Origin of the sequence: Ottowia thiooxydans DSM 14619 (assembly GCF_000422885.1) — a bacterium.
Lineage (GTDB): Bacteria > Pseudomonadota > Gammaproteobacteria > Burkholderiales > Burkholderiaceae_C > Ottowia > Ottowia thiooxydans.
In genome coordinates this window covers 1-12,631 of record NZ_AUGX01000047.1, presented here as the reverse complement: position 1 = coordinate 12,631, position 12,631 = coordinate 1, and the positions used below count along the sequence as shown (strand labels likewise).

Below are 12,631 nucleotides of genomic sequence, written 5' to 3'. Positions count from 1 at the left end.
AGTGCTCTTGCCCGCCCCTCGCCCTGCGCTCCTCGGCACGGCCTCAAGGGGTGGGAGCCATGCTCGGGCCATTGCTGCGCTCGGCCTTCGAGTGGCATGTCTTTCCCCTGCCGGGGAAAGATAAATTCAATCAGCGCCTGCGCAAGGTTTCAGCGAAAGCTCCATGCAATCCGAACCGCAAGCAGCCTCTGCCTTGGCCGCGGGTGCAGGCCGGTGAAGCACCGCCCGCACAGGTTGAATGCGCAACTGTTCGCCCACCAGGCGGGCTTCACCATCTACGATGAGCGAATACTCATCTTCCTTCTCTGGCGGCCAGACTAGGCCCACGCTGGGGCGCTCCAGCGCATTAGCGCGGGTACGACGGCCAGAGCCTTCGATCACCAATTCGGTTCCTTGCAACAGCGGGCGCACTGTCACCACATGCGGCGCGCCTTGGGTGCTGCTCGTCATCAAATAGGCAAATCGATAGCGCGCCAACGCCTGCGACAAATCCGAAAGATCTACGGGAATACTCATGGCTGCACCTGGTCAGGTTCATTTCGCTTTGGATTTAGTCCAATCACGATACGCCTTGGACCCCCATAACTTGCAAAGGCTGGTGACGTGCCAAACCAAGTGCCTCAACTTTCGGTGGCTCGCACGCTGTGCGACGTGTTCGACCACAGCGTCCTGGGCTCGCTCCAGGCCCCAGCCGGCCAGCCGCAAGCGAATGCAAAAATCGACGTCTTCACAGTACATGTGATAACGCTCATCGAAGCCGCTTATCTGCTCGTAGGCCTCTCGCCGGACCAGCAGGCAGGCTGCATTGACCCAATCAGGCTCGCCACCAGCAGGCACTTCATGCTTGCGCGCGCCGAGATAGCGCGCAAGCAGGCGTGCGGGAGTGGGCAGCAGGCGCTCGCTATCGCTCGGCGCGCCAGCGCTGTCGAGCTGACGCGGGTATGCCGCACCCACAGTAGGTTTTTCAACCAGTACCTGTGCCATGGCTGCCAGAGGATTGCCGTGCAAATGCAAGTCTGGATTGAACACAGCGAAGGCATCGCTGGGGCCCATGGCTGCATCACGGGCGAAGGCGCGGTTGTGATTGGCGCCAAAACCGAGCGGGACCGTGTTTTCAATCAGTACAAGTTGAAAGGGAAACGAAGACGGAGCCTGATCTTGTTGACGCAGCGCTGCCAACACGGGTTCAGGCTGATTGAGCGTCAACATCACGCGGCGCACGCCTTGGCCAGGCAATGCGGCCAGCTCCCGGAGCAGCACCAGCACCTCATTGCCATGACCATGGCTGATAAGAGAGACGGTGACGTTCACGCCGCCTCGCACAAATTCTTGGTCAAAGCTGGATGGCCTCGCTCAGAGGCAATCCAGCGCGATCCTTGTCCGACAGCAGCGGTTCCGGGATGCCGTTTGCAGCCAAAGGCCAATCGATCCCAATGGATGGATCGTTCCAGGCGATGCAGCGCTCATATTGGGGGGCGTAGTAATCGGTGGTCTTGTATAGAAAATCAGCAGTGTCACTGGTCACTACAAAGCCGTGCGCCAATCCCGCAGGCACCCAAAACTGGCGGTGATTCTCGCCAGTGAGCTCCACGCCCACCCACCTGCCAAAGGTTGGGGAATTCTTGCGGATATCCACCGCCACATCGAATACCGAACCTTGAGTCACGCGTACCAGCTTGCCCTGTGCTTGCTGAGTTTGGTAGTGCAAACCGCGGAGCACGCCTTTGCGGCTGCGGCTGTGGTTGTCTTGCACGAAATCAACGTCCACGCCCGTGGCATCGGCGAATGCCCGGCGGTTAAAACTCTCCATGAAAAAGCCGCGCGAATCCCCAAACACTTTCGGTTCCAGGATGAAGACGCCTTCGATGGCGGTAGGGATGGCTTGCATATCAATGTCCAATGTCAATTAGATGAAAGGCGCGCGCACAATGCCGCTCGGCAAAAACTTGCGATAACGATGTAGCGACTCAAGCATGCGTTCATGATTGAGCGTGTATTGGATCTGCCCGGCTTCCTCGCCCACACGGACCGCTCCAAAGTTCTCATGAAAGCGGCAGACGGCGAAATTGCCCTGTTGCACTTCGAAATGCGCCGCACGAAAACCCAGATCGAGCGCGTAGCGATAAACCATTAATGCAGACTCAATGGCAGCGAATGGCGGCGCCCCCGGCACGAGCATCCAGGAACCCCAGCAGAACGAATCATCTTGGGCATCGTACAAGCGCACCGTGCCCAGGAGGCTCCGAGGCGATGAATCTGAAGCCGCAGGTTGACCGACATCCCTCAGGGCCTCAATCACAAAATAGGCTTGGCTTTCGTCGGCTGCGTATCGAGCCAGCCATTGGCGCTGGTCTTCAAGCTTGGGCGAGGTGGCCGACATGTGGCGATTGCGCTGCGGGTCCTGGCGCAAGTTGAAGATGAAGGACGCGGCATCCTCGCCAGCGTTACGCAAGCGCAGTTTGTGGCCTGTAATCCAGGCTGTTTTTTGAATGGCGGGCATGATCAGTCGCAACTCATGGCACTTGCAGACTGCAGGCTATGCGTACGTCTTCCACAAGAAAGCGCGTGCCGCCCTGAACCGGATCGATGCGCAGCGAGGGTGCAAAACCCTGTTTGCTTTCGAGCGCAAAGCGCAACTCCGCCGGGGCACCAACGCTTGCGGCCACAGGCCTGATCACGGAAAGAGCTTCAGAAAAGCGTTCTGCGCCGGGAGGGCGATAGAACACTTGAGCCACGCTGGGCTTGTCGCTTTGCAGCCGTACCCGCACGTCCAGTACGCGGCAGCGCGCATAAGGACCGGCGTCAGCGCCTTCGATGCGCAACTGCGGATCAGTCTCGCCCCGTCGCCAATCACCGTCGACCACTTGCGCGTCGCTCCAGCTCACGCCTGCCTGCACGCCGGGCGTGCCCTCGAACAGCCATTGGCGGGGCGCTTCATGCTCTACCAAGGGAAAGTATTTGGTGAATGAGGCGCCTATCTGCCGTGCATGCAGATAGGCAGGTGTCCAGTCGGTCCATCCGGGCAGGGCAAACTCTGGGCACATGATGGGTCCGCCGCGGCCCAACTGCTGACTCATGCAACGGATGGTGGCAGCGCGGGCGTGCATGCCCTGCTCATAGTAGGTGCCCACATCGAATACGCCGCGCACGCCCGCCAAGCCGCCGCCGAGTACCAACACGACACAAGCCGCGATCGCATCAAGCCTGTGAACCTGACCCGAGGAGGCCGCCTGGCGCTTGGAACGCAGCATCAGAAGCAGCGCGGCAACAGCCCAGGGGAAAAGCAGTGTGAGCCAGAAAAAATGAAAGCGCTGGTAGGCGAAGAGGAAAACGTCTGCCAGTGACTGGATGGACGCATCGCGAAAGCCCGCTCGTCCGAAAGACACCAAACCCAAATACACCAGCACCGCACCTGCTACCGGGAGGAACACATAGGAAAGCCTGTCGATGGCGACATCATTGCGCGCCACCACACGCTTCAAGAACACCAGAAACACGGCCACAAGCGCGCCTGCCAGAGCGGCGGCAAACGCCAGCTCCCACCCTGCATCTTGAAATGCAGTTCCAAAGCTCCTGCCCACTTTGCCCAGCATGTAGGCCCAGAAATCGGGATGAAACGGCCAGCGAACGGGAAATGCTTCGGAGCGATCACTGCCCCCAACCAAGCGCGTGGCGTAAAACTGAAACGCTGTCGTCAACGCGCCCATCACCGCCAGCACCATGCCACCGCGCCATGCCCGCGCCTTAAGGGCGTCATCACCTCCACCAAGGCGCGCGCGCAGCAGCAGTGTGCCCCCCATGACTAACGCCGCTACCGCGCCAGAAATATAGGAAAGCCCTGCCAGCAGAGCAAGAATGGCGACCGCAAAACCAAGGACCAGGGGCCTCAGCTTGCTGACCAGCACAGCGTAAAGGGCTGTCAACAGGAAAACCAGCGGAAGCGCCTGGTGGTAGGCCAGATTCTGCTCGCCCCAATAGGTGGACGCCTGAAGCATGAACACTGTGAACGCGAACGCCACCGCACGCACCAAGGGGCTGGCCACTGCCCATTCAAGCAGCTTCCACTGCAGCCAAAGCAGCCCACCCAACACGATGAGCATGGACAGCAGCTGATAGGCCACCGTATTGCCGTCGAGCCAGCGCTGCGCCAGCGCGTCAAGCGCGAAGCCCACTGGAGACATGGTGTTGTTGACCACCTGAAACAGGCGGGAAGGGCTTAAGGATTCGATGTCTCCGGTGGCGTAGGCGCGCCAATCGTCGTAGAAGGGGAAATCCGTCCCATAGCGCAGCCAGGCCAGCGCGTTGGCAGCCAGCATCCCTATCGGAACGAGATAGCACAGGCGCAAGAAGAGCGTTCGCATCATCGCGCCGTGCCTCCACTGGAGAAAATCCAACGCTGCACCAGGTACATGAGCGGTACGCAGACCACCACTGCGGCCAGCGCTGCCAAGGCGGTGGGCCATTGGAGCACGTTCACCCAAAATTCCACGACAACCAAGCCCAAGGCCAACTGCATCAGATGGCTGGCCGCCACCCAGATCGGAGAAAAACGCCTGCCAGCCGAGCGAAACACCGCAAATCGCATCAGCAGATACGACAAACCGATCCCGGCCACAAAGGACAGCACATACGCCATGCGATAGCTGGTGACCTGCAAAAGTGCAAGGTACAGCAGGTAGCCGATCGCCGTGTTGACGGCGCCGGCCACCAGATAGCGCGGCAAGGTAGCAAGCAGACTCACGCGCAAACTCTAGCTTTGGGGTGCAGCGCTCTGCGCCAGACGCCGGAACTCGGAATAGTCACGGATGTAGTCCTGGGGTTCGTAGGGATCGGAAGCCAGCACCATCAACACGGCATCTTCTGAATACCCATATTGAATACCCCAGGTCATGGGCGGTAGATAGAGCCCCAGGCTCGGCCGATCGAGTGAAAACTCCTCTCTCCGCTCGCCGTCATCAGCGACCACGCGAAGGCTACCGGTCACCGCAACCAGATACTGTGCGCAACGCCTATGGGCATGTTCGCCGCGAATCTGCTGATTGGGTACGGCGTACACCCAGAAGCAACGGCGCGGCACAAAGGGCAAATTGCTGTCGAACTCTGCCGCGCAAAGATAACCCCTCATATCCTGAACTTCACGCAGATGGTGCAACTGCACCCCGCGCACCTCGCTGGCGCTGACACCTGGCGCGGCTTTGGTCACAGTGCCCAAACGCGCTTCAGATGCCCGCGCGGGCGCGTCTACGTAACCCACAATAATGGCGGGATGCCCTCGCACGACGGCATTGGCCGGTACATCGTGCGTGACCACGGCGCCCGGCTCCACTCGCGCATGATCGCCAATGCGCACACCAGGGGACACCACGGCGCCCTCCCCCACGTGCGCGCCATTGCCGAGCACAGCGCCCGCCGCGACACAGGCGAGTGCGCCCACTTGCACGTTGACGCCAATGGCATCGGTCAGGACGACGGCTGAAGAGTGAATAGTGGCGTCTGTCATGGCAGGGAAGCGCCGCTTGGGGCCGAAGTTTGAAAATGCTGCACGGACAGCGCCACCGCCTGCGGGCGTTGCTTGGTGTTTTCGTAGGCCCGCCAAGCATAGGCGCCCACGATGCCCAGGCTGAGCAGATTCAGGGCGCCAAAGAAAAGAATGGCCACCAAGGTCATGGCGTAGCCTGGCACTGCGATCAGCCCGAGCAGCCTTCCAGCCACCGCGGTGACACCCAGTGCCAGCGCAGCCAGCACCCCCAGCGTACCGGTCAGGAGCAGCCAGCGAATGGGCAGATCCGTGAATGAAAAGACGCTGTCTGCCAGGTAGGCGACCTTCTTGCGCCAGGTCCAGGCTGAACTGCCGTGCTGGCGCGTCTGCCGCTCGTAAGGGATTTCCTGGCGGCGAAAACCCAGCCAGAAAATCTGTGCGATCAGTGAACTGCGGCTTTCCTCCAACCCCAGCAGCGCATCACGGAACGCGCGGTTGCAGGCGAAGATATCCACGCCACCAGGAGGCATTTCTGGCACAACCCAGCGCCGGTACGCTCCCCAGAAAAGCTGCGCCTGCCAGCGCTGCAGCAGGGGGTCGCCGCGTGCTGTACGCACACCGACCACCACATCTTTCTCGCCAGATGCCAATACCTCAAACATTCGCGAAACCAGCTCGGGAGGTTCCTGCAGATCAGCGGCCATCACAGCAAACAATGAACCGCTCGCATGCGCCAGCCCCATGCGCACCGCCGAGAAAGCACCGAAATTTCGCGACAGCAACACCAGCTTTGCGCTAAACGGGCAGGCGGGCAACTGCTCGCGCAGCAGTTCATAACAGCGATCCGGACTGCCATCGATCACAAACACCACTTCCAGGCGACCGTTCAGGCTTTCATTGAGCATGCGCAGCGCCGCCAACAGATCGGGCAGCGAGGCCTCGTTCTTGTAGACGGGGATGATCAGGCTCAGGTCACGCACGCTCATGTTGTTCATGCAACGCCATCATGGAAACTGACGACAGCTGCAATGACGTGCCCCACCTGCTGATCCGTCATGCCCACAAAACATGGCAGGGTGAGTATCTGTGCGCATGCGGCCTCCGTGGCCGGCAGGTGTAGTGAAGCCAGCGTGGTGCCCAGCAGGGGCTGGCGATGATCGGGCACGGGGTAGTGCACATCACTGGCAATGCCTTGGGACGCGAGATGCGCGCGCAGAGCATCTCGACGTGCGCTGCGCACCACATAAAGATGCGCCACATCATCTTCGCCGTCCGCCAGAGGCGCCTGCAGCGGCAGATGTGAAAAGGCCGCGCCATAACGGGCTGCAATGGCTCGCCGACGCGCATTGGCGGCATCGAGCAGCGGGAGTTTGGCCGCCAATACAGCGGCCTGCAATTCGTCCAGCCGGCTATTGCGCCCGCCTTCATGCGCGACTTCGTACTTGGCGCCCCAACCGTACTGACGCAGCGCGCGCATGCGCTCAGCCAGCGCCTTATCGGCGGTAACCAACGCGCCGCCGTCTCCAAGCGCACCCAGATTCTTGGTGGGATAAAAGCTGAAGCAACCGACATCGCCCCAAGCGCCTGCCAGGCGCCCGGCCTGCCGAGCGCCATGCGCCTGCGCGCAGTCTTCGATCAAGGGCACACCCGCTGCCCGGCACAGGGGCGCTATGGCCGGCATGTTCGCGAGCCGACCATAAAGATGAGTGACCACCACAGCGTCCAGCCGTTGATCAGCCAGCGCCTCTGAGAGTGCCTCCGCCGACAAATTCAGTGTGGAGGTGTCGATCTCCGCATACACCGGTTCTGCGCCCACGGTGCGGATGGCCGTGCTGGCGTAGAACCCCGCATTGGCCACAGTGAGCACGCGCCGGCCAGGGCCCATTCCCAGGGCGCGCAAAGCGATCTCCAGGGCATCTGTCCCGTTGGCCACCCCAATGGAATGGGGCACACCTACATAAGCTGCAAACGCTTCCTCGAAGACCTGAACATGCCGGCCGAGTATGTAGCGCTGGCTCTCCACGACCTCGCGCAGCACCGCAGGCAGGTCCAGGCCTTGCGCCGCAGAAGCCGCACAAAACAAGGGAACTTCCATCACGGCCGGCACAACGGACATCAAGCCCGCCCGCCTACCGGTGCGGACTCCTTGAGCAGTTGCATCAAGTACTGCCCGTAGCCACTCTTGGCCAAGGGTTTCGCCAAACGCTCCAGCTGCGCTGCATCGATGAAGCCCTTGCGCCAGGAAATTTCCTCGGGGCTGGCGATCTTCAGGCCCTGGCGATTTTCCAGAGTAGCGATGAACTGGCCAGCCTCAAGCAGGCTCTCATGCGTGCCGGTATCTAGCCAGGCGTAACCGCGCTGCATGATCTGCACACTCAGTTGGCCCCGTTGCAAGTAGGCATCATTGACAGCAGTGATTTCCAACTCGCCACGCGCGCTTGGTTTGACAGCCTTGGCGATGTCGACCACCTGGTTATCGTAGAAATACAGGCCGGTGACCGCGTAGTTGGATTTCGGTTGTTCCGGCTTTTCCTCGATCGAAACGGCCTTACCCTGCGCATCGAAGGCCACCACACCGTAGCGCTCAGGATCATGTACGTGATAGGCGAAGACCGTGGCGCCCTCAGGTTGCGCATCGGCATTTGCCAGCAAGGTCTCGAAATCGTGGCCGTAGAAAATATTGTCGCCAAGAACCAGTGCACTCGGCGCGTTGCCAACGAATTTGTCGCCGATGATGAAAGCCTGCGCCAAGCCATCAGGGCTGGGCTGCACGGCGTATTGGAGATTCATGCCCCACTGCGCACCATCTCCCAGCAGTTGCTGAAAGCGCGGCGTGTCCTGCGGCGTGCTGATGATCAGGATGTCACGAATACCTGCCAGCATGAGCGTAGCCAGCGGGTAGTAGATCATGGGCTTGTCATACACCGGCAGCAGCTGCTTGCTGATGGCCAGGGTAGCCGGGTGCAAGCGGGTGCCGGAGCCGCCCGCGAGGATGATGCCTTTGCGTTGTGTCATGTGGTTTTTTTCTTGTTCAAAGGATTTCTGCCAGCATACGCTCAACGCCCTGCTGCCAGGGAGGCAGCACCAGTCCGAACGTAGATCGCAGGCGCTGCGTGTCCAACCGTGAATTGCGCGGGCGTGGCGCTGGCAGAGGAAAGGCTTCAGTAGCGACCGGCGCGATTTCCTTCACCGCCAGCTCCATGGCCGGAGAGATGCTCCGGGCTGAATCCAGCACATGCCTGGCATACGAATACCAGGTGGTAAAGCCACTGGCAGCCAGGTGGTAGGTCCCCGCATCTGCTGGCCGCGCCTGTAAATGGCGAATGGCGTGAGCTGTTACATCAGCGATCAAATCGGCGCCGGTAGGAGCACCCCATTGATCGTCGATCACGGTCAAACGCGCCCTCTCGGCACCCAGACGCAACATGGTCTTGGCGAAATTGCCTCCACGCGCGGCATACACCCAACTAGTGCGAAAGATAAGGTGCGCGCAGCCGCTTTCGCGAATGGCTTGCTCTCCAGCCAGCTTGCCCCGCCCATAGACGCTCAAGGGGCCCGTGGGATCTTGCTCAAGCCAAGGCACGCTGCCGCTTCCATTGAACACGTAATCCGTGCTGTAGTGCACCAGAGTCGCGCCCAGCGCTGCTGCCTCACGGGCCAATACGGCGGGCGCCTCAGCGTTCAGGCGCTGAGCCAGCTCAGGCTCACTTTCAGCCTTGTCCACGGCGGTGTGGGCAGCGGCGTTCACGATCAGTCGCGGCTTCAAAGTGCGCACGGTGGCCGCCAGGCCCTCCAGATCTGCCAAATCACCACAGAGGCCATCCGCCCCCCGGCGATCCAGAGCGGTCACTGGCCCCAACGGTGCGAGCGCGCGCTGCAGCTCCCAGCCGACCTGACCGTTCTTGCCCAAGAGCAGAATGTTCGAATTCAAGCGCCAGGCCCTCCAGCGCCATACTGCGTCGCCACCCATTCGCGATAGCCACCGCTTTGCACGCTCTGCACCCACTCTGGATTGGTTAAATACCATTGCACGGTCTTGCGAATGCCCGTCTCAAAGGTTTCTGCCGGTTTCCAGCCCAATTCGCGCTCAATCTTGCGGGCATCAATGGCGTAGCGACGGTCGTGGCCAAGGCGATCAGTCACATGGGTGATCTGCGTACGGTAGCTTTGCCCGTCAGCGCGGGGGGAAAGCTCATCGAGCAGATCACAGACGATGTGCACGATGCTGAGGTTGGCCTTCTCGTTCCACCCGCCCACGTTGTAGGTTTCGCCCAGGCGTCCGGCCTCGAGAACCCGACGAATGGCGCTGCAGTGGTCTTTCACATAAAGCCAGTCACGCACCTGCTGGCCATCACCGTAGACCGGCAAGGGCTTGCCTGCCAGTGCATTGACGATCATCAGCGGGATCAGTTTTTCCGGGAAATGATACGGGCCGTAATTATTGGAACAATTAGTAGTCAGCACCGGTAAGCCGTGGGTGTGGTGCCACGCTCGAACGAGGTGGTCACTGGCGGCTTTACTGGCTGAATAGGGGCTATTGGGCTCGTAAATGTGATCTTCGGTGAATGCAGGGGCATCCGGCGCCAAGGAGCCGTAGACCTCATCGGTCGACACATGCAGGAAGCGAAACGCCGCTTTCTCGGCTTCACTCAAGCCGCCAAAGAAAGCTCGCGCGACTTCCAGCAGCCGGAAAGTACCGACGATATTGGTGGATATGAAATCTTCAGCGCCGTGAATTGAGCGATCCACGTGGCTTTCTGCCGCGAAATTGACAATGGCACGCGGACGATGCTCTTTTAGCAAGCGATCCAGCAGCGCGGAGTCCCCAATATCGCCTTGCACGAAGATGTGTCGGGGATTGCCCTGCACCGCAGCCAGGTTGCCCAGGTTGCCGGCATAGGTCAATTTATCCAGATTGACTACGGGCTCATCGCTCCCAGCCAGCCAGTCGAGCACGAAGTTGGCGCCGATGAACCCAGCACCGCCGGTAACGAGAATCATAAATTTGTGCCTCAACGCAGCGCGCCCTACCCTGCGATACTATGTAATATGCGCAGCGCTTGTCGCCCTACAGTGTGATGTAAAAGCGAGCAATTATTTCATGTTCCGGGGAAGCCCCGGCGCCATAATCCAAGGCTAATGCCATCGCGTCACTCGCTTCAACCCCTACCGGACGGCCTCCGCGTTGAGCGGATGCGCAGGAGATCTACCCATGGTCACGAGAAAATCAAGCTCACCCCCCTCTAACGAAAAGCCGGAATCCCCTGCGGAAACCACCCAAGAGACCGATGCCAGCGAAGCCGCGCGCCACAACATCTGGTTGGCGGGCTTAGGCGCTTTCGCGAAGGCTCAAGCTGAGGGGACCAAAGCTTTCGAAGCCTTGGTGAGCGATGGCATTGCCATGCAGCGCAAGACCCAGGCCTTGGCCCAGGAGCGCATGACAGAGGCCACGCAGCGCATGGAAGCGCTGGCAAACCGTGCCGGCAATGTGGCCACAGAACGCTGGGACAAGCTCGAAGGTATCTTCGAGCAACGCGTGGCGCGGGCGCTGGAGCGCCTGGGCTTACCAACTGCAGCCGATTTGGAACGCCTTTCCGAACGTCTCGATGCTCTAGAGCGGGCCAACCCGACCGCCAAGGCACCTGCTGCCAAACAGCCGAGTCCAGGCAAAAAGCAAGACTAAAGACCTCGATCAGGCCTGTTAGAACGTGCTTACCGCCCCATAACCACTGGCCACACCCGTGGCCACGATCCTCATACGCGTACCTTGCCAGCAGCTACCATTCGCACCTTGTCTCACGACTCCCAGCAACGCCGCCTCCTGATTTGCACGGCGGCGGCATTGGCGGTTCACGCCTTGATGATCCTTGGCTTGCCACGCTGGGGCAACGTTGGCCGCCCCGGCCTGGGTACCAGCGCGCTCGTCACTCGTATGATCGCTCCAGCGGCTCCGGCGCAGAAAACAGAGAGCCCTGAACAGCCTGCAGCGCCAGAGCCGTCACCACCCGTGGAGAAGCCGGTCGAGCCGGTAACGCCCGCTGAGCCTAAACCCCTCCCTGTGCCCAAACCGACGGAGGCGGCCACTTCGAAAGCGGTGCAGCCCAAGAAACCGACCGAGAGGAAAGAAACAACCCAATCGGCCATCGCCACACCGCCCTCCGGAGGCGCGACGGGGGCAGCCGGCGCAGGATCGGATGTGGAGCCATCGATCCTGTCTTTGCCGCCGCCGCCGCAATTCGGACCATTCCCCGGCACGACGCCGGTGGAGCTTCGGCCGACGGATGCCGACGCAGCCACGGCCCTCGCCAGTATCAAGAGCGCGGGTGATGCCCCCACTTTGCTGCCCCAGCCAGCGCAAGTCACCTACCGCGCCAAGGGAACGGTTGGCGGAACGCCGGTCGATGTGCCCTCCAAACTGCTTTGGCGGCACGACGGTACGTACTACGAGTCGCAATGGATTTTTTATCAGGCGAGACTGGGTGAGCAGAGCCGCTTCGCGAACGGCTTGGTCACGCCCCAAGGGCTGGCTCCATTGGCTGCTTCGTTTCGAACGAAGGGTGACGTGAGCATGACATTCGATCACCCGGGTGATCGCCTGAATTTCGCACCAGAGCTTTCAGAATGGAAGATGCTCCCAGGTACGCAGGACCGTCTGAGCCTGTTAGTGCAATTGGGGGCACTGATCGCCGGCGACCCCAAACGCTACCCACCGGGAAGCACTATCACCTTGCCGATTGCAGTCCCCAACCCGCCTTCGGTACTTGAATGGTCATTTGTGATCGACCAAGAAGAGCAAACTATTGAAGGCATGGCCGGAAAGCCACTGCGTACCATTCATCTAACGCATGAGCCTGCGAACGCCACCGACGCGCGAATGGAGCTCTGGCTTGCCCCCTCGCTGGAGTACTTACCAGCGCGCATACAGGTCACCGAAGCCAATGGTGATCTGCTCGATTTCGTGGTGCAGCAGGCATTCGGTATACAGGTGCTGCGGCCTATACCGGTCACAAGCCCCAAATAGAGCCCCCCCCTGAGTCGCTTCGCGCCTTCCCCCCAAGGGGACGCAGCCAGCGGCCTGGCAAAGCCAGCTCCGCGGCTACTCACGTATGGCCTGCTCCGCGGCCTTTTGACCTTGCTCCACTTCCAGTGATC

14 protein-coding genes are annotated in these 12,631 nt (G+C 60.7%); 2 read left to right on the top strand and 12 right to left on the bottom strand.

The window, feature by feature from the left end; genetic code table 11:
• Positions 1 to 126: 126 nt before the first annotated feature.
• Genes G518_RS0123535 through rfbB form a run of 12 tightly spaced genes read right to left on the bottom strand, consistent with a single transcriptional unit; the run spans position 127 to position 10,480 of the window.
• Entirely contained in the window at positions 127 to 516 is a 390-nt protein-coding gene (locus G518_RS0123535; RefSeq protein ID WP_028604621.1) for a pyridoxamine 5'-phosphate oxidase family protein, read from the bottom strand.
• Positions 517 to 534: 18 nt separating this feature from the next.
• A complete protein-coding gene (locus tag G518_RS36595) occupies positions 535 to 1,311 on the bottom strand; it encodes a glycosyltransferase family protein (RefSeq protein ID WP_169457998.1) in 777 nt (258 codons plus the stop codon).
• Positions 1,312 to 1,333: 22 nt separating this feature from the next.
• Positions 1,334 to 1,888, bottom strand: coding sequence for a dTDP-4-dehydrorhamnose 3,5-epimerase (gene rfbC, locus G518_RS0123525; protein WP_028604620.1), 555 nt, complete (start codon positions 1,886 to 1,888; stop codon positions 1,334 to 1,336).
• Between the two features lie 18 nt (positions 1,889 to 1,906).
• Complete coding sequence (locus G518_RS36590; protein ID WP_051237326.1) at positions 1,907 to 2,500, bottom strand: GNAT family N-acetyltransferase; 594 nt, start codon at positions 2,498 to 2,500, stop codon at positions 1,907 to 1,909.
• A gap of 13 nt (positions 2,501 to 2,513) precedes the next feature.
• Positions 2,514 to 4,364 (bottom strand): hypothetical protein, encoded by a 1,851-nt coding sequence (locus tag G518_RS0123515; RefSeq protein ID WP_028604619.1) that lies wholly within the window; start codon positions 4,362 to 4,364, stop codon positions 2,514 to 2,516.
• Positions 4,361 to 4,741 (bottom strand): GtrA family protein, encoded by a 381-nt coding sequence (locus G518_RS0123510; RefSeq protein WP_028604618.1) that lies wholly within the window; start codon positions 4,739 to 4,741, stop codon positions 4,361 to 4,363. Before G518_RS0123510 ends, G518_RS0123515 begins: the two co-directional genes overlap by 4 nt.
• Positions 4,742 to 4,750: 9 nt before the next feature.
• Positions 4,751 to 5,500: a WxcM-like domain-containing protein gene (locus G518_RS0123505; protein WP_028604617.1), complete on the bottom strand. Its 750-nt coding sequence runs from the start codon at positions 5,498 to 5,500 to the stop codon at positions 4,751 to 4,753.
• On the bottom strand, positions 5,497 to 6,474 hold the full coding sequence (locus G518_RS0123500; protein ID WP_028604616.1) for a glycosyltransferase family 2 protein: 978 nt from the start codon (positions 6,472 to 6,474) through the stop codon (positions 5,497 to 5,499). Before G518_RS0123500 ends, G518_RS0123505 begins: the two co-directional genes overlap by 4 nt.
• Positions 6,471 to 7,595 carry a DegT/DnrJ/EryC1/StrS family aminotransferase gene (locus G518_RS0123495; RefSeq protein ID WP_156909517.1) on the bottom strand — a complete coding sequence of 375 codons (1,125 nt, stop codon included), beginning with the start codon at positions 7,593 to 7,595 and terminating at the stop codon, positions 6,471 to 6,473. Before G518_RS0123495 ends, G518_RS0123500 begins: the two co-directional genes overlap by 4 nt.
• Positions 7,595 to 8,494, bottom strand: coding sequence for a glucose-1-phosphate thymidylyltransferase RfbA (rfbA, locus tag G518_RS0123490; protein WP_028604614.1), 900 nt, complete (start codon positions 8,492 to 8,494; stop codon positions 7,595 to 7,597). The genes G518_RS0123495 and rfbA overlap by 1 nt, the downstream gene beginning before the upstream one ends.
• A 16-nt stretch (positions 8,495 to 8,510) precedes the next feature.
• Complete coding sequence (gene rfbD / locus G518_RS0123485) at positions 8,511 to 9,410, bottom strand: dTDP-4-dehydrorhamnose reductase (protein ID WP_028604613.1); 900 nt, start codon at positions 9,408 to 9,410, stop codon at positions 8,511 to 8,513.
• Positions 9,407 to 10,480, bottom strand: a complete 1,074-nt coding sequence (rfbB, locus tag G518_RS0123480) for a dTDP-glucose 4,6-dehydratase (RefSeq protein ID WP_028604612.1) — start codon at positions 10,478 to 10,480, stop codon at positions 9,407 to 9,409. The genes rfbD and rfbB overlap by 4 nt, the downstream gene beginning before the upstream one ends.
• Positions 10,481 to 10,691: 211 nt before the next feature.
• Here rfbB and G518_RS36585 point away from each other — a divergent pair, with 211 nt between their 5' ends.
• Positions 10,692 to 11,162 carry a phasin family protein gene (locus tag G518_RS36585; RefSeq protein ID WP_084652180.1) on the top strand — a complete coding sequence of 157 codons (471 nt, stop codon included), beginning with the start codon at positions 10,692 to 10,694 and terminating at the stop codon, positions 11,160 to 11,162.
• An 84-nt stretch (positions 11,163 to 11,246) separates the two neighbouring features.
• A complete protein-coding gene (locus G518_RS38735; RefSeq protein WP_051237324.1) occupies positions 11,247 to 12,500 on the top strand; it encodes a DUF3108 domain-containing protein in 1,254 nt (417 codons plus the stop codon).
• Positions 12,501 to 12,631: the final 131 nt, after the last annotated feature.